Source organism: Enterococcus raffinosus, assembly GCF_018917525.1.
Taxonomy (GTDB): domain Bacteria; phylum Bacillota; class Bacilli; order Lactobacillales; family Enterococcaceae; genus Enterococcus_A; species Enterococcus_A raffinosus_A.
Genome location: NZ_JAHLOS010000013.1, coordinates 52,806 through 75,699, shown reverse-complemented (window position 1 = coordinate 75,699; position 22,894 = coordinate 52,806). Strand labels below are relative to the sequence as shown.

Genomic DNA, 22,894 nt, shown 5'->3' with positions numbered 1-22,894 from the left:
GATAGGAAGGATGTTACGATGAATTTTTGGAAACGAGCAAAAAACAGTATCTTTAGAACAAAAGGGAAATCATTGATCCTATTTGCGGTCATTTTTGTATTAGGAAATGTCATTGCCGGAGCAATTGCGATCCAGCAATCAACAACCAATGTTGAAAAGAAGATGAAACAGGAGTTAGGAGCAACGGTCTCTGCCGAACCGGATTTAAACAAATTACTGGAGCAAAATGAAAATGGTGAGATACAGGCGTCCTCCCAGAACGAACGATTAAAGGAAGAAACCATTAAAAAAATGGGCGCGTCACCTTATGTAAAAGATTATGATTATAGCTATATGGCTTACTTGTATGTGAAGAAGTTCAAAACCTATGAACTTCAAGATCAAGGAGACATTCATTTCGCTACCCCCTACAATTCAATGACCTTAAAGGGGAGTAATAGCACCGAACCAATGGATTTCAAAAATAAAAAAGTTAAGCTGGTTGATGGCCGTATGCTGACTAAAGAAGAACTGGCGGGCAAAAAACCAGTAGCGTTGATTTCTAAGAAGGTGGCCGATGAAAATGGCCTATCCGTTGGTGACCAAATGGTTTTAGATACCGTTACTTTGCTTCCGAAAGAGGACGGCTCAATGGATACTCAGGATTCCACAGAGCATGGCATCAAGATCGTGGGCTTGTTTGAACCAATCAAGCTTGAAAAAAAGAAAAAAGAAGGACAAAACGGACAAGACGCTCTGAACCAGCAGATTACTGAATTGGAGCAATACAACACCGCTTTTGTTTCCAACGGTTTAGTACGGGAAATCAATAAGATCGAGATGGACAACCAGCCGGAAGAATTGAAGGAAGATTCTGAGGGGGAAGTGTCGCCGATTTTTACTCTGAAATCACCGGATGATGTGGCTGCTTTTAAAAAGGAAATGAAGCCGTTATTGCCAGATGGCTATAAAGCGGTTGCTTCCACGGATGAGTTTGACAAGGTAGGGGCAAGTGTTAAGCGCCTTTCTAAAATCTCTGGTTATGTTGTACTGCTGGCGATTCTAGCCTCCTTATTGATCATTACTCTCGTAGTCGTGTTGTTTATGAAGGATCGCCGACATGAGTGGGGGATTTATTTATCACTGGGAGAGCATCGAAAGAATATCATGAAGCAGGTCATTGCTGAATTGTTAGTGATTAGTCTAGCTGCTTTACTGATTTCCTTAGTATCAGGAAATATTTTAGGGAAAATGGTCTCTGAATCATTGATTGCAGGGGATGCGATGGATCAGTCTGCACAGGACATCGGTTCGCAAATGATTTCAATGGGCGGAAATGCTTCGGTTTTAGCTTCCTCGTTGTCAAATCAAGATGTCTTAAATAATTACGAAGTACGTTTTTCTATGACATACATTGCGACCTATCTGATCGCTGGTATCGGAACGATACTTTTAGCCGCTGTTTTACCTTTAACGTATGTGATGCGGTTGAATCCGAAGAAAATCATGATGTAGGAGGAATGGACAATGACGATTTTAGAAGCAAAAGACTTAAGCTATTTCTATCAAGATGGTGAAAAAAGACGGATGATCCTGCAAGATACCTCAGTGAAATTTGAAAAAGGGCAATTCTATACGATTTTAGGTGAATCAGGGTCAGGAAAAACCACCTTTTTATCCTTAATCAGTGCCTTAGATGCTCCGACAGCAGGTGAAATTTTATATAATGGTGAAGATATCAGGCACATTGGTTACGACCGTTTTCGCAGAGACGATGTCAGTATTATTTTTCAAAATTACAATCTGGTTCCTTATTTGACAGGATTAGAAAATGTATTGGTAGCCATGTCCATCACGGATAACGAAATGCCTAAAGATACGACTGAAATTGCCTACAATCTTTTGGATTATATTGGAATTAACAAGGTTAAGGCGGATCGATTAGTCAATCAGCTTTCAGGTGGTGAACAGCAACGGATCGCAATCGCACGAGCCTTAGCGACCAACGTAGACATCATTTTAGCGGATGAACCAACGGGCAATCTAGATGTTGGGATGGAAGAGGAGATTGTGACGATTTTCAAGGAATTGGCTTCGATTCATAATAAATGTGTAATCGTCGTGACGCATTCCAGAGAAATCGCGGAACAGTCTGATCAGACTTTTTACTTAAATCAAGGTGAGCTGCTGCCGTATGAGTGATTTTTTATCAAACTTTAACGGAGATAATTATGATCGCCGCAAGCAGGAAAAAGAACCGCGAGAGCCCAAAAAGGAAGCTCCTAAAAAAGTGAAGCAGGAAGTCTCGTCGGAAAAACAAGAGAAGGCGCCCGAACCAAAGCTTAGAAGTAGAAATAAAACAAATGAGGCTTCTGTCGAGATTGATCCTTCCTATAAAAAACAGAAAAGGAAGAAACGTCGCTGGGTCATTCTGGGAGCAATCGCCGCTGTTCTAGCTTTAGGGGGATTTTACTATCAGCAAACCCATGTTAAGGTTCCGAATTTTATCGGAAAAAGTTTATCTGATCTACAGGTTTGGGCTTCGGAAAATAAAATCAAAACCAAAATCAAGGAATCCTATGATTTAGCTAAAGATGCGAATACTATTCTTGCACAGGAACAAAAAAGTGGTTCACGGATTAAAAAAGGCGGCATTTTGAACGTCACCAACAGTCTGGGGGCAGACCCTAAAGAAAAAATTCCATTCCCTGATTTTATGCAGATGAACAAGCAGCAGGTGGAAAGATGGATCAAAGAGAAAAAAGCGGATAATCTTTCATTGATTGAGGAATACAGCGATACGATTGAAAAGGGACGGCCGATTCGCTTTGAAATTGCCAATGCTGAAGTGACACCAGAAACCTATCAACGAAAAGATGCTGCGAAGGTTTATTTTTCTAAAGGCGAACAAACCTATCAAAAGGATATCAAGGTTCCCGATTTTCTGCGTAAGCCGCGTAGTGAAGTTGAAACCTGGGCCAAAAATAATGAAATCGATATGACTTATGAGGAAAAAACCTCAAACGATATTCCAGCCGATAGTATCATGGAGCAAAGTATTGCCAAGGATGAAAAAATTGCCAAAAAAGAAAAGATGAAGGTTACTGTTTCTTTGGGCAAGGGCTATGTCGTACCTAATTTTTCAGAATACAGTTTGGACGATGCAAGCTCTGCCTTGGAGGGGGTACAAATTCAGGCAAAAGGCATCTACACGGAAAATCTGCCTTATGGTCAATTGGTCTCCCAAAGTGAAGAGGCTGGGAAGGTACTAAGCGCGAAGGATAATTTAACGATCAAGGTGTTGTATTCCTTGGGGCAACCTTATATGAAAGATTTACGCGGCACGATGGTGGAAGGCGGACTGCAAAAATACTTCCACGATGAGTTTCAATCCAAAGGTGCCAACATTAATTATGTCATTCGGCGGGTTGACTCCGATCAGCCGAAAGGGACTGTTGTGGGAATGAGTCATTTCAGTGATTATGTTCCGCTGAATCTTACGGTTTCCATCGATATTAGTTTAGGTAATTTGGGCTCCGCACCAACTAGTTTTCCTAATAATACGAACGGTGACAGTACAGATGACGGGAATCAAGCAACGCCTAATGAGTAGTTGTTGAGAAAATCCTCAAGTATCAGTCAAAGTCACTGTTTTAATAAAAAGTGAATAAAATGTATAAACCTATTCGATAAATCATCGGATGGGTTTATTTATGAATGTTTAAAAATAATTATTTGCAAAATAACAACTATTATATTAATATTAAATTATAGAAAATGTCATTTATTTGTTTTTGTTAAAATGGAGGCTTTAATAATGGAAGGGACTACACAGGAGCAAGATAAGATTCGTCGTGTGACACTGCTTATTTCAGTGCTGCTGCTATTGAGCAGCGTCGGAAGCTACCTGCTTTACCAACAATTTTATCAGCCTGAACTTCAAGTAACCTTTGTCAGCAAGAAAGTTTTACCGAATACTGGAACCATAAAGAAAAACGCTCAACAACCAAAGAAGACTCAAGTGAACAACAAGAATACGACGCAGAGAACTGTATCAAAGGATTTAATTCATGATCCTCTAGTACAAAGTTCAGATAAAAGGAACACTCGGATAGCTCAAATGAATTCAACTGGTGCGTCACCAACAATTTTCAAATTAAGTGATAAAATTGGTACTTTTCCAATAGTGAATGAGTAAGCTTGACTTATAGCCAGTTTGTCCAGGCCTTCTTTAGACGAGAGACACAATCTGGAATATCTGTTAGGTCGATTTTGCTAAAGCCTAGAAATAAGGTGTTGGGCGGGCAATCCGCTTTTTCCTGCCAAAATTTCATGGTGGAATAGACTTTTACACCATGATTTAATGCGCACTCAATCAATTGTTTCTGTTGAACGGGCTGTGTGAAGGTTAGAAGAAAGTATTGCCCACTCCCATTACTAGATATTTTAATTTTGTCTTTGACATCGGCCAGTTCTTTTGAAAATTGTTCCAGCCGCTTTCGAAAGGTCTGATTCAGGCGGCGAATGTGGCGCTCATAATGGCCTGTTTCAATCAAACGTGCGACAACATACTGATTAATTAATGGAACGGTACTATTGTAAGGTTCGAATAGTTCTAAATAGCGTTGATGTAATTGCGACGGCAATATCATGTAGCCCATCCGAATAGAAGGAGATAGCGTTTTAGAAAAAGTCCCCAAGTAAATCACCCGATTATTTTCATCAATCGATTGCAAAGCAGGAATCGGTTTAGCGTAATAACGTAATTCGCTATCAAAATCATCCTCAATAATGAATGAATCGTTTCTTTCTGCCCATTCTAATAATTCATAGCGACGATCAATAGTCAAGGTTGCTCCTGTCGGAAATTGATGCGAAGGGGTTGTGTAGATTGCACGAGCGTTTTTGTCGTAAGGAAGATCCGCAACAATCAATCCACTTTCATCAATCGGAACAGTTTTAATCTTAATCTTGTTCAACTTAAACACCGCACTTGCTCGATCAAAACCTGGTTCCTCCATCAAGAATGTTTGCTGTTCACAAGAGAGCAATTTACACAAGTAGTCAAGCGATTGCTGCAGCCCACAGGTAATAATGATTTGACGTGCATCACAGTGGACACCTCGTATTTTCCTCAAATAAGTAAGCAAGTTTTCCCTTAAATAAAGTTCTCCCTGCTTCTCCTGATAGGAGGTTAATTTTGATTCATCGGTAAGAAAGTCAAGGCATTCCATGGTATAACGCTTCCAAAGCTTTTTTGGAAATAGATCGCTAGTTTGACTGCTGTTAGTTAAATCGTAAATGATCTCGGGGGTTGCTTTCTGATCATCTCTAGACTTTGCTTTGCTTGTTTTCGTCATTTCTGCTTTAGTCGAGAGCGTTGGTACCTGCTTGATGCGCAGGCCGATTCCCTTTATTGAAACGACATAGCCTTCCGCAATCAATTGACCGTAGGCGGTATTCACCGTATTTCGACTAACCCCTAGCACATCCGCAAAAGCTCTGCTGCCAGTCAGGAGCTCATCTTCTTTAAGAGTTCCATTTAGAATTTCCAGTTTGATTTGATCGTATATTTGTGAATACAAAGGTATGTTACTTTCGCGATCTAAGTAAATCATCGTGATTCTCCTTTAGTGGACCCATACTTTTTTTCATTAGTGGGTCTTCTTATAGTACCAATGACAGTATATCATACTCTGTAAGCAGTTCAGATTATGATGGAGGGGAAACAATGATTCGTATAATTGACCGTACCAATGATACAAAAGATGTTTTTATTGAATTAATTGCGATTGCTTTTTTAGCGACAGGAGGAATTTTTGTAAAGCTAAGTAGTTTGCCGCCGATAAGCACAGGGTTTTATCGAATTTTATTTTCGCTGCCCTTGCTGTTACCATTCGCTTATAGGCAGTTAAAAACATTGACTAAAAAAGATATTTGGATCTTAGGCATGGCAGGAGTTTTCTTAGCAGGAGATATCGCTCTTTGGAATCTTTCCTTTAGTTATACTTCCGTCGCTAATGCCAACTTGCTGACAAATTTAACACCTTTTACCGTTATTCCAGTATCGTATTTTCTGTTTAAAGAACGAGTGTCGAAATTTTTTCTAGTGGGAGCCAGCATTACATTGATCGGTGTCTTTATTCTTTTAGGCGGGAAACTTGATCCTACGCCAGAAAGTTATGTAGGCGACCTGTTAGCGTTTTGCGCATCGATTTTCTACGCAGGCTTTTTATTGATTTCCTACCGTTTGCGGGATCGTTATCAAAGCAGCGTCATTATGTTGATCAGCGGAATCGGTAGTGGAATCACACTTGGTGTCGTAGCTCTGGTAACAGAAGGGATTCAGGTGCCAAGAGGAGCGATTGAAATTGCTCCATTGTTAGGACTAACATTCTGTTTGCAGGTGATTGGTCATAATTTATTGGCCCATTGTCAAGGGAAGCTAAGTGTAAATTTATCGACGGTTATTTGCCTGTGCCAGCCTGTTATTGCCTCGATTTATTCGTTTTTTATTTTTTCTGAATACTTATCTTTGAAGGAAATCGTTGGGATTATCATTGTGATGCTAGGGGTGTTTTTTGTTAAGGGGCATTACCAGACAAAACGATAGCCTTTTTAAGCGAGCTGCGAAATGTAGCCAAAGAAAACGTTGACATTGGAAAATTTCTCCCTTACAATGATGGTGAGAAAACTTAAATCAAAGCAACGGTGGTAGTTGCTGCTTTGAGTATGTTACTGATAATGCAGGCAGAACTCAAATTACCCTAGGATAAATACGCTATCCTTAGGTAATTTGAGTTTTTTTGTTTGAAAGGAGGGAAAGCATGATTATCAGTCAAATTTTGAACAATAATGTAGCCATTGTAAAAAAAGGAAGCAATAACCAAACTCGGGGAAACGAGGTCATCGTCTATTCAAAGGGTGTCGCCTTTAAAAGAAAAGTCGGAGATACCATCGAGGAAAAGGATATCCAAAAAACCTACGTCCTGGATTCTCATGATAAATTGGAGCATTTCAGCTATTTACTTTCTAATACCAAAGATGAATACCTTCAGATCGTCACCGAAACGATTGAATATGGGGAGAAAGTCATTCAGCAGGATGTTTCAGATTATCTGTATTTAGCCTTGCTAGATCATATTGATTTTGCTATTAAGCGCTTGAAAAAAGACCAAATTGTCAAGAGTCCGCTGGATTGGGAGGTTCGGAAATTCTATCCAGATCACTATAAGATCGGGCTTCATGCAGTGGAATTGATCGAAAAAGTCACAGGATTGAGCTGTCCGAACGAAGAGGCGGTGTCCATTGCATTGCATTTTATCAACCTGCAAACCAAGGGTAGTGAAGACGACAACATGATGAAAATGATGGAAGCTGTTCGAGATATTCTATCAATCATTAAATACCATTATCGCTTGGATTTTGAAGAAGAAAGCATCAACTATATCCGATTAGTGACTCATTTACAGTATTTCATCGTCCGAATGTTTAAAAACGAGGCGTTTACATCAAATGAGACTGAGCTCAATCGACAAATTCGCAAACTTTATCCAGAAGCTTACAGCTGCGTCAATAAAATACGCATTTATGTCAGAGACACGTTTGAAAAGGAATTGTCCGATGATGAGGAGGCCTATTTAATGCTCCACATCCAACGAGTCACAAAACGAGAAGAGGGGACTTAATATGAAATATCAAGAATTTTGTAAGCAGCTGATCGAACTGATCGGCGGGAAAGAAAATATTCAAAGTGTTACGAATTGTATGACACGTTTACGTTTTAAATTAAATGATCGCAAGCTTGCTAAAACTGAAGAAATCAAAGAACTGCCAGATGTGATTGATGTTGTTTCCAATGATGTCGCTTACCAAGTCATTATTGGTACACAGGTGCAGGATATTCGTCCTGAGATGAATCAAATTTTAGGGTTAAGTGGGGAAAGTAAAAAATCTGAATCTGCTGAAAAAGAGAAATTCATTACGATGGCACTTCGGATTTTATCTGAATCGATGGGGCCGATTTTAATTCCCATTATGGCCGCCGGATTGCTAGCGGGTATCTTATCCCTGATTTCTTTGACTGGACTAGTTTCAGCTGAAAGCTCGACTTATCTGATTCTGGATGCGATTCGCCAATCAGTCTTCTTCTTTTTGCCGGTCTTGATCGCTATCTCATTTGCTCGCCGGCTAGAGGTGAATGAATACCTAGCCGTTACGATCGCCTTAACCTTAATGTCAGATACGATCAATGGTGCGAAGGGGTTGGATTTTCTTGGTCTAAGTTTACCAGAAACCACTTATTCTAACTCCTTCTTTCCAATTATTTTAAGTATCATTTTTATGAAATATGTTGGTAAACTACTGGAAAAGATTATGCCAAAAGCGCTGCAATATTTCTTTAATCCAGTATTGATTTTGATTATCACCTTGCCAATTACCTTGATCCTTTTTGGACCTTTAGGAACATATATTGGTGATGGCCTAAACTTTGTTTTTGATTTCATCGGCAATACCTTCGGCAGCTGGAGCGTCGTGATGCTGTATGCAGCTTTGCAGCCGTTCCTGATTACAATTGGAGCCGGTAATTTTATTATTCCAATCTTCATGAATTCTTATGCGACTTTGGGCTACGATCCCGTCTTTACTGCTGCGTGGATTATTTCTGATATCGCTGTTTGTGGGGCCGTAATGGGGTATTTCTTCCGTTCAAAAGACAAAAAACAAAAGCAATTATTCGGGACAACTGCTTTCAGTGCTTTTATGGGAGTTACTGAGCCGGCAGTATACGGGGTATTTGTTAAGTATCGTCGTCCATACGTAGCGGTGATGATCGGCGGTGGACTTGGCGGTTTGTTCGCTGGTTTAATGAAAGTCGTTGGGTATGCGCCGGTAGGGTTATTTGGACTAGCTTCATTTATTGGAAAAGACAATTACCAAAACTTTTACATGATGCTGATTGCTGTGATCATTGGGTTTGTTGGCGCTGCTATCGCGGCATTTATCCTAGGAATTCCTGATGATGAAAAAGTCGAAGAAAAGCAAGCAGAGCCTGTTGAAATGAATGCAGAGGCAGTCACAAAATTATTGATTAAAGCGCCAGTTAAAGGGAAAAATGTCGCGTTAAGCAATGTGAACGATAAAGCCTTTTCGTCGTCTGCTTTAGGCAAAGGGCTGGGAATCGAACCGGAAGAAGACTTGATTTCTGCTCCTGTAAATGGCGAAGTTGTCAGTCTGTTTCCAACCAATCACGCAATCGGAATCAAAACAGAATACGGCGTGGAAATCTTGATTCATATTGGGATCAACACTGTCGAACTCGATGGCAAATATTTCGAAACATTCGTCAAACAAGGCGACAAGGTTTCAGTTGGCGATGCGATCCTAAAAGCTGATATGGCTGGGATTCGCAGTGAAGGGTATGATCCAGTCGTGATTACGGTAATTACTAATACGGCTGATTATCTAGATGTGTTACCGTCAAGTGACAGTAGCTTAAACAGTAAAGAAGACTGTTTGACAGTTGTCGTTTAGAAAAGGGAGGCAGAAACAGTGACAAAATTAGCGAAAGATTTTTTATGGGGCGGCAGTATCGCAGCTCATCAATTAGAGGGCGCGTGGCAGGAAGGCGGCAAAGGACCGGCGATCATGGACTTTGCCACGTCAGGATCAGTAACGACACCCCGAGAATATACCCAAACAATCGAAGCTGGCAGACATTATCCATCTCACGAAGGAATCGACTTTTATCATCGTTATAAGGAAGATATCAAGCTATTTGGCGAAATGGGCTTTAAGAGCCTGCGTATCTCCATTGACTGGTCACGAATCTATCCCAATGGTGATGATGTGAAACCGAATCAAGCGGGGATCGAGTTTTATCAAAGCGTTGTTGACGAATTACTGAAGTATAATATCGAACCGATCGTTACCTTGTATCATTTTGAATTGCCGATGAATCTGGTAACCAAGTATGACTCATGGAAGAACCGTCAAGTTATCGATTTCTATTTGAAATTTGTTGAAACAATGGTTGGTGCTTTAAAAAGCAAAGTCAAGTATTGGGTAACCTTCAACGAAATGAACCACATCGATCCGCAAACGGAAGCGTCGGATATGTTCACTTACATTTTGGCAGGACTAAAATACAGTGAGCTGGAAGGAAATAAAAAAGAAACGCTAGCGGTGATCGGATACAATATGACTTTAGCTGGTGTCAAGGCGACAAGGTTAATCCATCAGCTTGATCCAGCGAGTCAAGTCGGCTGCGTGTTTGGCATCACACCAAAGTATCCGGTGAATTGTGATCCAATCAATGTTATGAATGCTTTCAAGGATATGGATCGTGATTTCTATCAGATTGATGCGATGTGTAATGGCGAGTTTCCTAAATACAAGTTAAGAGAATATGCGGATATGAACATCAATATTGGAATAACTGAGGAAGATAAACGAGCTTTTGCTGAGGGCAAGCTGGATTACATCGGCATGAATTACTATATGACAGAGGTTACTCGCTATGAAGACGCTGAGGTTAATGAAGAATCATTGTTTGGCGGTGTTCAGAATCCCTATATCGAAAAAAGCAAATGGGGCTGGGGGATTGATCCGATCGGACTGAGATATTTGTTGAACTATACTTACCGCAGGTACGGGCTGCCGATCATTATTTGTGAAAATGGTTTAGGGGCTTACGATGAAGTCGGAGCGGACGGTGCGGTTCATGACGATTATCGAATTGACTTCTTGCAAAAACATTTGAGCGAGCTGAAAAAAGCAGTAGAAGAGGACAAAGTTGATTGCTTTGGTTACCTGATGTGGGGACCGATTGATTTGGTTAGTGCGACGACTGGTGAAATGCGGAAGCGATACGGTTTTATTTACGTCAATAAACATGATGACGGAACAGGAGACCTGGCTAGATCGCCAAAAGAGTCATTTTATTGGTATAAAAATCTGATTGAAACCAACGGGGAGGAACTTTAAAAATGAAAAAAGTATTTGGGGCGTTATTAACTTGTTTGTTGGGATTAGCATTAATAGGATGTTTTGCAAAGGGAGAAGAAGCTGACGCTGCGAAAAAAAATGAAGGAGTTACGATTTATCTAATCCGCCACGGCAAGACTTTCTTCAATACAACTGGGCAAGTACAAGGCTTCGCAGACTCTCCTCTGACCGATAAAGGCATCAGCCAAGCGAAAAAACTGGGGACTGGTTTGAAGGATATCAAATTCGATTTGGCTTATTCCAGTGATTTAGGACGTCAAAGAAATACTGCCAAATTAATACTCTCAAAAAACAATAATAAAAAACCGAAATTGATCGAACATGATGGCTTCAAAGAATGGAATTATGGCGGCTATGAAGGCAAGACCGACAAGGAAATGTGGACGCCAATCTTTGAAGCGAACGGCTTTAAATTAGATGATGACTGGTCTGATTATGATAAGTTAGTAGAGAAAATCGGGGATGAGGGAATTGCTAATGCGATTGCTGAAAATGATCCTTTGAATGCTGCGGAAAATTATGACGAAATCACCACTCGCGGTCAGGCAGCAATGGACAAAGTAGTCAAAGACGCCAAAAAGAAGAACGCGAAGAATGTCATGATTGTATCTTCCGGCGGAATGATCCCAACCTTGTTAGAAATGCTAGTTCCAGATGCTTATAATGGTGAAATGATGGAAAATTGCAGTGTGACGACGTTGAAATATAAAGATGGTAAATATACCTTAGATAAGATCGGTGACACACAATATATTGAGTAGGCGTTTCTTTATCTAAGTAATCTGTGAAAAGCTTCAATAGGACAAGATGAACATAGGACATCAATCAATAAGCTTAAAAAGTAGCTATGCCAAATATCGGCGTAGCTACTTTTTGTGTAACGCTATCTTAAGTTAGAAAAGGCACCGAATTTGGTCATCAATTCATCAAATCCTGGAACGGTGTCTTCACGATTCCAATCTCGTTGTAATTCGCAAGCGAGCTGGGCGATGGAGGTTAATTGTGCACCTGCCTGTTCGACACGACGTAAAGCAGTTTCATGCGCAATAGTTGAAGTTCCGCCGACTGCATCGACAATTGGGTAGACTTCATAACCTTCTTTTAGCGCATCTAAAGTTGGGAAGGTCAAGCAAGCTTCTGTCCATAATGCCAGGATCAGGATTTTTTTCCGTCCCGTTGCTTTGATCGCTTCGTTATATTCTTTGTCTTCCCAGGCATTGATGGAGCTGCGATCATAAGAAGGGACATCTTCACCAACAGCTTTTTTCAAAACAGGGATCGTATCGGTGTTCCAGCCTTTTTCAACATTTACGGTAGAAAGGACGATCGGGATATTATAAAGTTTTGCCAGCTCGATAACGATTTCTGTGTTACGTATCAATTCTGAGCGATTCATGGAATTGATCGAGTTGATTTGTGTCGGTTGATAGTCGATCACTGTCAACACAGTATTTTCTGGTGAAAGTAATTCGTCTTCGGTTCTTTTAGCATAGCTAGTCATTCTGTCCACTCCTAATTTCTAGTGATAGATTTAAATTTTCCTCTTCAGAAAAATTTAAATCGGGTGTTTTCAAGAAAATCTGGCTGATTAACGATCAAAAAGGCTTGAGAACGATTTTGCCGTTTTTTCTACGATTCCACAAATGATAATTAAGCCGTTGTGTGGATTTCGTAAACAGATTCTCTCATTAACACCACTATTGTACTGCTTATACAAAAAAATCACGAAGATTTCGTTTTATTGGTTCACTAGTATTTCAAGAAAAAGGGCGGCGGCGTTTGAAAAAACTTGCTTCTTTTTCCAAATGACACTAATGGTCGAAGTTAATGCAGGTTTGAGTGGGATAAAGACTAGTCCGCTGTCTTTCGTATTAAGAATCCCATCAATGCCAAAGGCGATGATAGCTCCTTCTTTAACTAAAAGAGAAGCATTGTAGAGTAAATTGTAGCTGCCGACAATAGTAAAATTGTTTAGGTTTCCACCTAGCCATTCTGATAGTTGATTGTTTACTAAGGTTTGGCTGGATATCATTAGCGGTTGCTTCTTCAAATCTGCTGGAGTAACGTACCCTTTTTTTGCTAACTTGTGCTCCTGATTAATTAAGATACCCCAGCGGTCAACAACAGGCAGCGAAACGTACTCGTACTTTTGCTTTTCAACTGGATCGATCACTAAACCAAAGTCAAGCAGTCCCTTATCGATTTTGTCCTTCACATCGTCAGCGTTCCCGCTATACATATGAACCTTGATATCGGGGTAATTTTCCATTAAATCGTTCAAAATAGCAGATAAAAATTGAAAGGCTTGCGTCTCACCGCCACCAATCATAATATCGCCGCCAATCACTTCATTTTTTTGGAGATTTGACGTGGTCGTAGAGACCAATGACAAAATTTCTTTGCCGCGATTTTGCAAATAAACGCCATCCTCCGTCAGTGAAATTTCACGATTTCCCCGAACAAAAAGCTGTACACCTAATTCTTCTTCTAGATCCTTCAACTGTTTTGACAGGGTGGGCTGAGAAAGATGCAGGACCTCCGCGGCCTTACTAATCGTTCCTTCTCTAGCAACCGTCAAAAAGTAATTCAGCACTCGTAATTCCATGGTTTCCTCCTATAACTAAAAGCGATAGTTGGGTATTCTGTATAAGTATTAGTCATCGTTAGTATAGCGAAGTATACTTATTTCAGCAACAATAGGAGGAAAAGATGATGATCAAGCATGAACTATTAGCGAAGATCCAAAAAATCGAGATTTTACAGGAATCAACTATTTATAATGAGATCCATGAGTTGAAAGCCAATAATGAAGAGCTAGTAATGGAAATGAATAGCGATTATCTCACACCTAAAGAAATGAGGAGGTATTTAGAAAAAATTACCGGTAGGAACGTTGACGAGTCTGTGACAATCTCTCAGCCTTTCTACACTGATTTTGGAAAGCACATCTCATTTGGAAAAGATATTTTTATTAATCAGAATGTGACGTTTGTTGATTTAGGCGGTATCGTAATCGAAGACCATGTATTGATTGGCCCCATGAGTCGAATTATTTCGATCAATCATTTAACTGATCCAAAAAAACGGCACGGCCTTTCGGTAGCTTCTGTTAAAATCGAAGAAAATGCATGGATCGGTGCCAATGTCACGATCTTACCTGGAGTAACCGTAGGAAAGAATGCTATTGTCGCTGCGGATTCGACGGTTACCAAAGATGTGCCCGATAATACAATCGTAGCGGGAACTCCCGCAAAAGTGATCAAGGAAATTTAGCTAATGTATAGTTATAGTTAATAGAAGCTTTTGACCGATACGAGGTGATGAGGATGAAATATTTCCACATTTTTCTATTCATGAGCCTGTTAAGTATTTTACTGTGTGGCTGTTCGCAAGAGGGAGCTCGAAAAACAACTACAAGTCAAATAACCGAAGACAGTGAAGAGAAGAGCTATAATCGGATGCGATTACGCATGAACGGGGAAGTATTTGAGCTAGAATTAGCTGACAATTCGACTGCAAAAGAACTGTTGTTGATAGTACCAGATAGATTTACGATGCGTGATCTCCATCAAAATGAAAAATACTATGATCTTCCTCAAAGTCTGCTGATGCACGAAGAGCAAGTTAACAGGATTGAAATCGGAGATGTGATGTTATACGGCAAGAACACTTTCGTAATTTTTTACCAATCATTTACAACAGACTATTCATATACTAGGATTGGCCACATAAGAGCCGCAGAAAAACTGGCGGATCAGTTAGGGAATGACGAAGTAGTAGTTGAGCGAGTTGATTAGTGAGAGAAAAATAAAAAAGTGTCCGTCTCAATGAGAGTCGGGCACTTTTCTGTAACTATTATTGGTTGTTGATGGCACCACGATTAGCATTGGCATTTGCCATGTTTGCTTGTGCGTCGGCATCATTGGCTAACGTCCAAACAACATTTGCTTGATAGACACCTGCTTGGATGTTTTCATTTTTATTGATCTTCAAGGTTGTGGTCTTTTGATCAACCATCACTTTAGTTGTGTTCATACCAGTACCTTTAGCTGCCGTTAAGACTGTTTTTGCTTCACCGTTTATACTGTCAAGGCCGGTTGATGTTCCTTCCACACCGTTGTCGCCGGTTAATTTAAGATTCAACGTAGCGTTCAGTGTATCACCGTCTTTGTCCATTAAGGGAGTGATAGCAGCAAATAAGGACCAACCCATGCTTTTATCGCTCATGGTCTTATCGTTGATTTCGATCAAACCATCTTTGTTGCCATCGAAGGCCATTTTTTCAGCGCTTGTGCCTTTATCGACTTTGTAGCTATCAGCCATTAAGGTAACATCGCCTTTTTTGATGTCTTCTTTTTTAGTATTGCTGAAAGAGATATTTGGTACGCCATCTAGACGAAGGGTTGCAGCATCCGGTTGTTTGCCGGCCTTTGCTGGTTCTAATTCAAAGGTCGTTCCTTTAGACGTTTTTGAAACTTTTACTTGAATCGTAGAAGTTGCACCAGCGGCACTGGTTCCAACACGGGGGCCGATGTACATTGAACCACCTGAGAAGTAACCTTTATTTGTTTCTGGCATTGAGATATTGTATTTCTTCGCCATTGTACTTCCAAGGGCTGCACCCATTGGATTACGCGTTTCTTTTTCTCCTTGTGTGAAGTTAGCCGCAGCGTGAACAGTAGTTGAATCAGTTTTGATAAACCCTCCCAATGCGATACTGCTTAGGATCGTGACAGCTGCCACCGTTCCAAATTTTCTTGTCGTCATAGTAAAGACTCCCTTTTTGTTTTGTGTGTTTCTCTTAACGGGTATAACTGTACTTCTGAGGAAATAAAAAAACAACGATGCTGTTCCTTAATCAAATCATAAGTCACAGGAAGAAAAAATTTCCAGCTATATAATTTGCCCCTTTTCGTTATTTTTTATCATATACTATAACTATTTACCCCTTTTGTTGACAAAAATAAGCGCTTGTTTTTTTATCATGAAAATGATCATTTAAGGATTGTTTATCATCCACTTAAGAAATAGTTAAGCCTTAATTTAAACTAATTTACGAATCAATTGAGTGCTTTTTTAGCACGTCTGGATTACTATAGGGCGAGAGGTGGATGTTATGCAAAAAATATTAGTAGTGGATGATGAGAAGGCCATTTTAGACATCGTATCACGTTATTTAGTAAAAGAAGGATACAAAGTTTTTTCTGCTAATAATGGTAAGGAAGCCCTGGCTTTCTTTCAAAAAGAATCGTTGGATTTGATTATTACGGATATCATGATGCCAGAAATGGATGGGTATGATTTTATCGAAAAGGTCCTTGAAAAAGCTGACGATACGCCATTCATCTTTGTGAGTGCGAAGGATCAAGAGAAGGACAAGATTTTTTCTTTAACCCTTGGTGCAGATGATTTTATTACGAAGCCCTTTAGCCCGCGAGAATTGACACTACGGGTGAAAAATATTTTACGGCGTGTTGGAAGAAAGGAAGACCGCCTATCAAATACTCTTGAAGCAGGTCCATTTAAGATCGATGAGGAAAAATTTCAAGCCTTATTGTATGATCAAAGACTAGAGTTATCAATTAAGGAGTTTCAATTGCTTCTATTGTTTTTACAAAATATTGGGAAAGTTTTCCCTAAATCTGAATTATATGAAAAAATTTGGCAAACAGAGTATTTTGATGATGCGAATACATTGAATGTCCATATTCATAGTTTAAGAGAAAAGTTGGAGACGACAGCAGATGGTTTACCTTATCCTCATATTCAAACAGTTTGGGGATTGGGCTACAAGATGGAGGGATAGACGATGAAATTAAGGAATATGTTAGTTTTATCCTTCTTATCGTCAAGTTTAGTGGTTATTCTGATCGTTTGGTTTAGTATTAGCAAAATGTATTTAACGGATCACGATGGCTACTTGATTATTGGTATCACGATCTTGGCTAATATTTTAGGAACTGGGTTAGGCTTATTCTTGCTTCGCAATACGTTTTCCTCCTTAAATAAACTTAGTCAGCAGACCAAAGTAATTAAGGAGAATCAGTTTACTGAGATTCAACTGCAACATGCGCCAAAGGAACTACAAATATTGGCAGATGACTTTAATGAAATGGTCGCTGCTTTGGCCGACAGCTTTACTGCGTTAGAGAAAAGTGAACAGGATAAGAGCAATCTGGTGTCTCAGTTAGGGCATGATATCAAAACACCGATCACCGCGGTCAAAAATCAGATTGAAGCGATCCAAGATGGGATCATCTCAAAGGATGAGATTGACAAAACACTGGAACAAATGGCGTTTCAAATTGATCGTTTGAGTTCATTAACCAAACAATTGATGGAAGTAGCGGCAATGGAAAGGGCATCGACACAAAGTTCGGTTAACCAAGAGCAGGTGATCTGGCTGGATCAATTTTTGCTGACGCTGTTATCTAGCTTTGATTATATTTTAAGGAAAAAACAGCAGAAGTTGACACTTGAAGTTGATCCACAGTTGAAAACTTTGACAACAGATGAGGACAAGCTGAATCGGATTCTAACCAATTTGATTGAGAATGCCAGTAAGTATTCTCCCAAAAATACAACAATCTATTTAAAAATAGAAACCAAAAAAAATCAAATTCTTTTTGCTATCAGAGACGAAGGACTAGGAATAAAAAAAGCCGATCAGCAGAAAATTTTTGAACGATTATATCGGGTCGAAAAATCACGAAATCCAGAGACAGGCGGCTCGGGATTAGGACTTTATATCAGCAAAAGCCTAGCCAAACAGTTAAAGGGCAACCTGGATGTACAAAGTGAAAAGGGAGAAGGCAGTATTTTTCGTTTGGTTTTACCAAAACACTAAAAAGCGGCGATCATTTTACGATCGTCGCTTTTTTTTAGAATAAGATGCTTTGCTTTGTTGATGGATCAATAATATCTTCTAACTCGAATTGTTTTTCCGCATAATTAAAAATAAAAATTGCGCAATTTGGATAAGCCCGAATCAACGCATCCTTGTTTTCCTGCTGGAGTGTTTGTAGAAAAGCGATGCATGCGCCGTTATGGGAGACAGCTAAGACCTGTTGATGATCCTCAATTGCCATAATTTGATGCAAAGTAGCGCTCACTCGCTTTTGAACAGCTGATAAGGATTCCCCGCCAAATTGTGAATAAAATGTTTCAAAATATTCGGCGCCATCAGGCTGTAAAAATTGTGGCTCTCCTTCATATAATCCATGATTCATTTCCTTAAGGCCCTTCAGTCGTTGATACTCTTTATTTTCAGTAATAACCTCTAACGTGTCGCAAGCGCGCTCCTGGGTAGAGGAGTAGGCATGATCAAAATTAATGCCATGTTCTTGAAAAAAGTCTCGGGCCAGCTGTGCCTGTTGAATTCCTTTTTCAGTTAGGGGTGAATCACAGGCTCCCTGAACTTTTTTCAAGACATTAAATAGCGTTTCTCCATGGCGCATCAAATATAGTTTTTTCTTCATTTTCGACCTCCGATCATTCACTAGTTAATAGTATCAAAATGAATCTGAAAACGCATTATTTTTTTAACTCAAACCAAGCTGGAGGTGGAGGACGCCATTACTTCATAAAAATTATGATCGGCAATATCGGTAGGAAAGCTTCTTATATGACGATTTTCAGCCTGTGGATAACATCAATTCGACTGTTTGGAAGGAACTTTCCAGTAAAAAATCGCCTTCAGATTTTTTGACTACGCATTTTTTTCGAAATTATTTTTTTATTTTTTTAACGGAATCGGCTAAAAAAAGTTTTTCTTCCCCTTAATGGTCAAACGATCCGCTTTGTATCGCTTTTGTTCATTTGTGAATTTCTCTTTTTGGTAGACATAAAAAAATTACGCCGTTGACAACGCTTGCAGGTTCGTATTAAATTCTATTTGTCAGTAAGCAAGAAGAAGCTGTGGAAACCATTAGTTGTTGTAATAAAACGGTTCTATTCATTAAATTACTTTACTAAGTTGAAAATATATTGTGGGTAGAAGTTGTTCAAGACGACGCCCTAAAAAAGACCAGATTGAGAGGAGAAAATTTATGCGCATGCTAATTGCTGTATTTGAAAATAGTGAAGGAAAAAATCATCGCTGGAGATTCAATAATCCTGATCCAAATAAATCTGCCGATGAAATCAAAGCCTTATTAGAAAAAATGACTAAATTAAATTTATTTGAAAAAGATGGAATAAAGTTATTCCAGAAAGTTGTTAGCGCGAAAATTGTGGAAACAACTGAAAAGCAAATTTTCGATGTAAATGAGGGAGTAACAGATGCCACGGAGGAGTCTGCCCAAAATCCAACAGGGGTTCAAGATGAGGTTGAGTCTGTCGAGGATGGTTTAATGATGAAAGTTACCGAAGAATCAGATGATGGTATCAAACAAATGGAAGTCCTTTTACCTAAAGGGCTAGATATTGCTGCGCTGTCCGACGAAGAGTTGCAGAAAATGTTTGCGGATAGTTTGACAGAAGATATGCTCTTGGAGGAGCTATATTATGATGAGGCGTATGAAGAGGTCGAGACACCGCCGAAAATTCAATCAATAGCAGAGGAAAAAAATCTGCCCTCTAAACATCTGGAGTCCTCGGAAAAGAAAACATCCTCTGAGCCCGAAAACGCTGCTAAAAAGAACGACATACAGAAAGAACAAAAGAAAAAAATCAATAAGAAAAAACGCCAGCTGTTAGAGCGTTTCAAAAAACACAAATAGCAAAGTAAAGGCTTAAATGGATCGGATAATCCAACGTTGGTATCCATCCTAGGCGAATGAAAAAGAGAAATAAAGATTAAATAAGTGAGTCGCAGTTTCGTGCTGCTCGCTTATTTGTGTTGGTTGTCCTCTTAATGCGAAATGTTAAAAAGAAAAAATTTGATCAAACAGACCTGTTTAAAATTTCAGGTCTGTTTTGTTGTAACTGCGTACTGCGTTCTAACAATGGTTTAGGAACTTGAATTCTCATTCATTCACTATTTTTTTGTCTGATAATGCCTTATCAATGACCGATAATTCTATTTCTCAATGTTTTTTTATTTTTAAACCCTCCACTATAACACCAACCCTGATCAGATTTGTTAAGATCAAATCTGATGAAAGGGGAGGATTTAATGAACACGACTACTGAAAAGAATTATTTAGCAGAAGTGACACACCAGCTTAAACAAAAAATCACAGAGGTTGAGGCTGCCCTGAACACCAATGAAGACAATTATAAAGAGTTGAAGCATTATACAATTGATTACAAAAATGAGCTAGATAAATATGAGGTCTACAATCATCAGCAAAATTTAAAATTTCTCGATAGCCGTAGTGTTTTAGAAGCAAATGTATTAAAGAAACTGAATTATCAAAAGGAGACTCCTTATTTTAGTAAAATTGCGTTTCAATTTGACGACGAAGAAGAGGTAGAGGACTTTTATATTGGTCGGTATGGATTTGCGGATCGCTACGGCGAACAACTGATCTATGATTGGCGGGCACCAATTTCTTCGCTTTATTATGATTTTTCGCTTGGTGAGGCTTTTTACGAATCTCATCAACGTAAATTTTTCGGACAATTACGTTTGAAACGACAATTTGAAATTAAAAATGGCGTGATCAGCTTTGTGGTAGATACAAATGATGCGATCAATGATGAACTGCTGATGCGGGAACTGGGGAAGAGTACCTCCAATGAAATGAAAACCATCATTCACACGATACAAAAGGAACAGAATCAGGCGATCAGAGACACGAAAACTAAAAATTTGATTATTCAAGGGGTAGCCGGTTCAGGGAAAACTTCTATCGCGCTTCATCGGATGGCTTATCTACTTTATCAGAAAAAAGAGGAGCTTGATGCTTCCGATATTTTGATCGTCTCTCCTAATCAAGTATTTGCCGATTACATCGCAACGGTTTTACCAGAATTAGGGGAAGATGAGCTGCCGCAAATTGATATCGTTAAATTAGGGTCCATGTTTATTGAAGAAAAATATCAGGTCTCCGATCGCCACGATGAACTGAAGGCCGCACTAGAACAGCCCAATTCCAAGCTGGCTGAAAATTACAGATTTAAGCAATCCAAGGAATTTTATGAGCTGCTGCAAAAGTATCTGGAACAATTGAAGGCACAACTGTATTCAGCAGAAATCAAGATTGACAATTATCATATTTCAGCAGCAGAAATCAAACGTTTCGTCGATCAGCAGTCAGAAATGAGCTTCGTTGAGCTGATCCAGGAAATTACGAAGCTTTTGAGCGAACGTATTCCGGCATTGAGCCGTGAACCCTTTGCCAAAAAGCTCGATCAGCTTTTCAAGAAACGCCTCAATACTACCGGAAGTTTAACAGATTATTATCACTTTCTGTCCGCAAACAATTTGTCGCATGCGTCTGAAAAAAATAGCATCAGGTATTCAGATCTATTTCCCTATTTATTTTTTAAATTAATGATTGCCGGGATTAAGCCGAACAAACAGATTCAACATTTAGTGATTGATGAGATGCAGGATTACTCCTTGCTACAGTTAGCCATGATCGAGCGCCTGTTTCCCTGTCCGAAAACGATTTGTGGAGATATTCATCAATCGTTGATCACGAGTGATTCAGATTTTCTAGCAGATATTCAAAAAAATCTGCCGCAATCACGAGTGCTGAAGTTTCAGACTAGTTATCGCTCCAGCTTTGAGATCATGAATTTTGCCAAACGTTTTATTGATGAGGAGGAGATTCAGCCGGTACAGCGTCACGGCAAGGAAGTTGAACTGCTTGAGTATAGTAAGAACACGCTCGCACAAAAGCTAGCTGATTTTAAATCAAGTACGTTCAAATCTTGTGGTATAATTTGTCAGAACTGGCAGGAAGTAGAAAAAATTGAGGCAGCTTTTCCCGATGAACAGCTGATTCGCTTTGAGAAAAATACCAAAAAAATTGCGGAAGGCATCATCGTGACCACTACACAATTTGCCAAAGGATTGGAATTTGATCAGGTTATTTTACCGGATATTCGTTCGAGTCAACTAACACAAAAAAGTACACTGCTTTACACCAGCTGTTCGAGAGCTCTGCATGAGCTGACGCTTTTAATAAATGATGGAAAGGATTTCTAATGAAAACCTATCGCACTTCCGAAGTAGCCGCTATTGTCGGGCTGCATCCCAACACGATCCGCCGCTACGAGGAATGGGAGCTGATTCCTATTCCTCCCAGAGCGGCCAACGGCTATCGTGTGTTTACCGATTATCACATTGAGACGATCAAAATTGCTCAGGTTGCCTTTCAGATTGAAGTCCTGCAATCGGGGCTGCGAATTTTGATGGTTGATATGGTCAAAGCTGTGGCTCGTTATGATTTTGCTGAGGCACAGGTCTTGCTTGATCGCTATCTTAACTTGGTTGATCAAGAGATAGCAAATGCTAACGATGTGATCCATGTAGTAGAAGATATTCTGGCTGGAAAAGCTGAAGAAGATGCTGTTTGTTTCACACGCCGAGAAACTGCCGAGTATCTAGGCGTTACTTCTGAGGCTCTGCGAAACTGGGAGCGCAACGGATTATTGTCGATCAAAAGAAGTAAAAATAACTATCGTGTTTATGATGCTGAGGATATAAAGCGTTTGAAGATTATTCGAACCCTGCGTTCAGCGAAGTATTCTTTGGCGGCGATTCTGCGTATGCTGAATGCGATTGATCAAGAAAAGCAGGATATCAAGCGATTATTAAACCCAACTGACCCGGATGACAGCATTATTACCGCCTGCGATAACTTGATTGATTCATTGGAAAAGGCCAAATCCAATGCCTGTGAGCTGAAAAAGCAGGTGGCTGATATGCAAAAGCGTTTTTTTAATAACTAATAGTAAAAAAGCGTTTGCATTTTTTGAAAGCGTAGTGCTATAATTCTGATAGAAAGAAAACCAA

The 22,894-nt window shown here is 39.6% G+C and carries 21 protein-coding genes; 16 read left to right on the top strand and 5 right to left on the bottom strand.

What is annotated here, in order from left to right; all coding sequences use genetic code 11:
* Positions 1 to 18 precede the first annotated feature (18 nt).
* From KQI58_RS10365 to KQI58_RS10350, 4 genes are all read left to right on the top strand, one after another.
* A complete protein-coding gene (locus KQI58_RS10365) occupies positions 19 to 1,494 on the top strand; it encodes an ABC transporter permease (RefSeq protein WP_216408925.1) in 1,476 nt (491 codons plus the stop codon).
* Between the two features lie 12 nt (positions 1,495 to 1,506).
* Positions 1,507 to 2,181, top strand: coding sequence for an ABC transporter ATP-binding protein (locus KQI58_RS10360; protein ID WP_216408922.1), 675 nt, complete (start codon positions 1,507 to 1,509; stop codon positions 2,179 to 2,181).
* The gene (locus KQI58_RS10355) at positions 2,174 to 3,592 is read left to right on the top strand and encodes a PASTA domain-containing protein (RefSeq protein WP_216408920.1); all 1,419 of its coding nucleotides are present in this window, start codon (positions 2,174 to 2,176) and stop codon (positions 3,590 to 3,592) included. The genes KQI58_RS10360 and KQI58_RS10355 overlap by 8 nt, the downstream gene beginning before the upstream one ends.
* Positions 3,593 to 3,796: 204 nt before the next feature.
* On the top strand, positions 3,797 to 4,177 hold the full coding sequence (locus KQI58_RS10350; protein ID WP_216408918.1) for a hypothetical protein: 381 nt from the start codon (positions 3,797 to 3,799) through the stop codon (positions 4,175 to 4,177).
* A gap of 7 nt (positions 4,178 to 4,184) precedes the next feature.
* Here KQI58_RS10350 and KQI58_RS10345 read toward each other — a convergent pair whose 3' ends face one another.
* Entirely contained in the window at positions 4,185 to 5,597 is a 1,413-nt protein-coding gene (locus tag KQI58_RS10345) for a PLP-dependent aminotransferase family protein (RefSeq protein ID WP_216408916.1), read from the bottom strand.
* 113 nt (positions 5,598 to 5,710) lie between these two features.
* Between KQI58_RS10345 and KQI58_RS10340 the strand changes: the two genes are divergently transcribed.
* The 5 genes from KQI58_RS10340 (at position 5,711) to KQI58_RS10320 (ending at position 11,747) form a co-directional block, all read left to right on the top strand.
* Entirely contained in the window at positions 5,711 to 6,592 is an 882-nt protein-coding gene (locus KQI58_RS10340) for a DMT family transporter (protein ID WP_216408914.1), read from the top strand.
* A 214-nt stretch (positions 6,593 to 6,806) separates the two neighbouring features.
* Entirely contained in the window at positions 6,807 to 7,667 is an 861-nt protein-coding gene (locus tag KQI58_RS10335) for a PRD domain-containing protein (protein WP_216408912.1), read from the top strand.
* A gap of 1 nt (position 7,668) precedes the next feature.
* Entirely contained in the window at positions 7,669 to 9,513 is a 1,845-nt protein-coding gene (locus KQI58_RS10330; RefSeq protein WP_216408910.1) for a beta-glucoside-specific PTS transporter subunit IIABC, read from the top strand.
* Positions 9,514 to 9,531: 18 nt separating this feature from the next.
* Positions 9,532 to 10,965, top strand: a complete 1,434-nt coding sequence (locus KQI58_RS10325; protein ID WP_216408908.1) for a family 1 glycosylhydrolase — start codon at positions 9,532 to 9,534, stop codon at positions 10,963 to 10,965.
* A 2-nt stretch (positions 10,966 to 10,967) separates the two neighbouring features.
* A complete protein-coding gene (locus KQI58_RS10320) occupies positions 10,968 to 11,747 on the top strand; it encodes a histidine phosphatase family protein (protein ID WP_216408906.1) in 780 nt (259 codons plus the stop codon).
* A gap of 122 nt (positions 11,748 to 11,869) precedes the next feature.
* On the opposite strand, the gene KQI58_RS10315 is transcribed toward KQI58_RS10320, so the two are convergent.
* Positions 11,870 to 12,487, bottom strand: a complete 618-nt coding sequence (locus tag KQI58_RS10315; RefSeq protein WP_216408904.1) for an isochorismatase family protein — start codon at positions 12,485 to 12,487, stop codon at positions 11,870 to 11,872.
* 237 nt (positions 12,488 to 12,724) lie between these two features.
* Complete coding sequence (locus KQI58_RS10310) at positions 12,725 to 13,591, bottom strand: LysR family transcriptional regulator (protein WP_216408902.1); 867 nt, start codon at positions 13,589 to 13,591, stop codon at positions 12,725 to 12,727.
* 107 nt (positions 13,592 to 13,698) lie between these two features.
* Here KQI58_RS10310 and KQI58_RS10305 point away from each other — a divergent pair, with 107 nt between their 5' ends.
* Both KQI58_RS10305 and KQI58_RS10300 read left to right on the top strand, forming a co-directional pair.
* Complete coding sequence (locus tag KQI58_RS10305; protein ID WP_216408964.1) at positions 13,699 to 14,259, top strand: DapH/DapD/GlmU-related protein; 561 nt, start codon at positions 13,699 to 13,701, stop codon at positions 14,257 to 14,259.
* 53 nt (positions 14,260 to 14,312) lie between these two features.
* On the top strand, positions 14,313 to 14,783 hold the full coding sequence (locus KQI58_RS10300; RefSeq protein ID WP_216408899.1) for a cyclophilin-like fold protein: 471 nt from the start codon (positions 14,313 to 14,315) through the stop codon (positions 14,781 to 14,783).
* Positions 14,784 to 14,841: 58 nt separating this feature from the next.
* On the opposite strand, the gene KQI58_RS10295 is transcribed toward KQI58_RS10300, so the two are convergent.
* On the bottom strand, positions 14,842 to 15,753 hold the full coding sequence (locus KQI58_RS10295; protein ID WP_216408897.1) for a WxL domain-containing protein: 912 nt from the start codon (positions 15,751 to 15,753) through the stop codon (positions 14,842 to 14,844).
* Between the two features lie 349 nt (positions 15,754 to 16,102).
* Between KQI58_RS10295 and KQI58_RS10290 the strand changes: the two genes are divergently transcribed.
* Both KQI58_RS10290 and KQI58_RS10285 read left to right on the top strand, forming a co-directional pair.
* Complete coding sequence (locus KQI58_RS10290) at positions 16,103 to 16,792, top strand: response regulator transcription factor (RefSeq protein WP_216408895.1); 690 nt, start codon at positions 16,103 to 16,105, stop codon at positions 16,790 to 16,792.
* 3 nt (positions 16,793 to 16,795) lie between these two features.
* The gene (locus tag KQI58_RS10285) at positions 16,796 to 17,833 is read left to right on the top strand and encodes a sensor histidine kinase (protein ID WP_216408893.1); all 1,038 of its coding nucleotides are present in this window, start codon (positions 16,796 to 16,798) and stop codon (positions 17,831 to 17,833) included.
* A 34-nt stretch (positions 17,834 to 17,867) separates the two neighbouring features.
* Here the strand turns inward: KQI58_RS10285 and KQI58_RS10280 are convergent, their stop codons facing one another.
* On the bottom strand, positions 17,868 to 18,464 hold the full coding sequence (locus tag KQI58_RS10280) for a histidine phosphatase family protein (RefSeq protein ID WP_216408890.1): 597 nt from the start codon (positions 18,462 to 18,464) through the stop codon (positions 17,868 to 17,870).
* A gap of 570 nt (positions 18,465 to 19,034) precedes the next feature.
* On the opposite strand from KQI58_RS10280, the gene KQI58_RS10275 reads away from it, so the two are divergent.
* The 3 genes from KQI58_RS10275 to KQI58_RS10265 all read left to right on the top strand — a co-directional run bounded on the left by KQI58_RS10275 (position 19,035) and on the right by KQI58_RS10265 (position 22,830).
* Positions 19,035 to 19,706 carry a DUF2922 domain-containing protein gene (locus tag KQI58_RS10275; RefSeq protein WP_216408888.1) on the top strand — a complete coding sequence of 224 codons (672 nt, stop codon included), beginning with the start codon at positions 19,035 to 19,037 and terminating at the stop codon, positions 19,704 to 19,706.
* A gap of 395 nt (positions 19,707 to 20,101) precedes the next feature.
* Complete coding sequence (locus KQI58_RS10270) at positions 20,102 to 22,084, top strand: HelD family protein (protein ID WP_216408886.1); 1,983 nt, start codon at positions 20,102 to 20,104, stop codon at positions 22,082 to 22,084.
* A complete protein-coding gene (locus tag KQI58_RS10265) occupies positions 22,084 to 22,830 on the top strand; it encodes a MerR family transcriptional regulator (protein WP_216408884.1) in 747 nt (248 codons plus the stop codon). Before KQI58_RS10270 ends, KQI58_RS10265 begins: the two co-directional genes overlap by 1 nt.
* Positions 22,831 to 22,894: the final 64 nt, after the last annotated feature.

Coding starts and splice junctions, on each gene's coding strand:
- KQI58_RS10300 (WP_216408899.1), top strand. CDS start 14,313: ATGAAATATTTCCACATTTTTCTATTCATGAGCCTGTTAAGTATTTTA.
- KQI58_RS10340 (WP_216408914.1), top strand. CDS start 5,711: ATGATTCGTATAATTGACCGTACCAATGATACAAAAGATGTTTTTATT.
- KQI58_RS10290 (WP_216408895.1), top strand. CDS start 16,103: ATGCAAAAAATATTAGTAGTGGATGATGAGAAGGCCATTTTAGACATC.
- KQI58_RS10270 (WP_216408886.1), top strand. CDS start 20,102: ATGAACACGACTACTGAAAAGAATTATTTAGCAGAAGTGACACACCAG.
- KQI58_RS10285 (WP_216408893.1), top strand. CDS start 16,796: ATGAAATTAAGGAATATGTTAGTTTTATCCTTCTTATCGTCAAGTTTA.
- KQI58_RS10330 (WP_216408910.1), top strand. CDS start 7,669: ATGAAATATCAAGAATTTTGTAAGCAGCTGATCGAACTGATCGGCGGG.
- KQI58_RS10295 (WP_216408897.1), bottom strand. CDS start 15,753: ATGACGACAAGAAAATTTGGAACGGTGGCAGCTGTCACGATCCTAAGC.
- KQI58_RS10320 (WP_216408906.1), top strand. CDS start 10,968: ATGAAAAAAGTATTTGGGGCGTTATTAACTTGTTTGTTGGGATTAGCA.
- KQI58_RS10275 (WP_216408888.1), top strand. CDS start 19,035: ATGCGCATGCTAATTGCTGTATTTGAAAATAGTGAAGGAAAAAATCAT.
- KQI58_RS10310 (WP_216408902.1), bottom strand. CDS start 13,591: ATGGAATTACGAGTGCTGAATTACTTTTTGACGGTTGCTAGAGAAGGA.
- KQI58_RS10315 (WP_216408904.1), bottom strand. CDS start 12,487: ATGACTAGCTATGCTAAAAGAACCGAAGACGAATTACTTTCACCAGAA.
- KQI58_RS10350 (WP_216408918.1), top strand. CDS start 3,797: ATGGAAGGGACTACACAGGAGCAAGATAAGATTCGTCGTGTGACACTG.
- KQI58_RS10345 (WP_216408916.1), bottom strand. CDS start 5,597: ATGATTTACTTAGATCGCGAAAGTAACATACCTTTGTATTCACAAATA.
- KQI58_RS10280 (WP_216408890.1), bottom strand. CDS start 18,464: ATGAAGAAAAAACTATATTTGATGCGCCATGGAGAAACGCTATTTAAT.
- KQI58_RS10360 (WP_216408922.1), top strand. CDS start 1,507: ATGACGATTTTAGAAGCAAAAGACTTAAGCTATTTCTATCAAGATGGT.
- KQI58_RS10365 (WP_216408925.1), top strand. CDS start 19: ATGAATTTTTGGAAACGAGCAAAAAACAGTATCTTTAGAACAAAAGGG.
- KQI58_RS10335 (WP_216408912.1), top strand. CDS start 6,807: ATGATTATCAGTCAAATTTTGAACAATAATGTAGCCATTGTAAAAAAA.
- KQI58_RS10355 (WP_216408920.1), top strand. CDS start 2,174: ATGAGTGATTTTTTATCAAACTTTAACGGAGATAATTATGATCGCCGC.
- KQI58_RS10305 (WP_216408964.1), top strand. CDS start 13,699: ATGATCAAGCATGAACTATTAGCGAAGATCCAAAAAATCGAGATTTTA.
- KQI58_RS10265 (WP_216408884.1), top strand. CDS start 22,084: ATGAAAACCTATCGCACTTCCGAAGTAGCCGCTATTGTCGGGCTGCAT.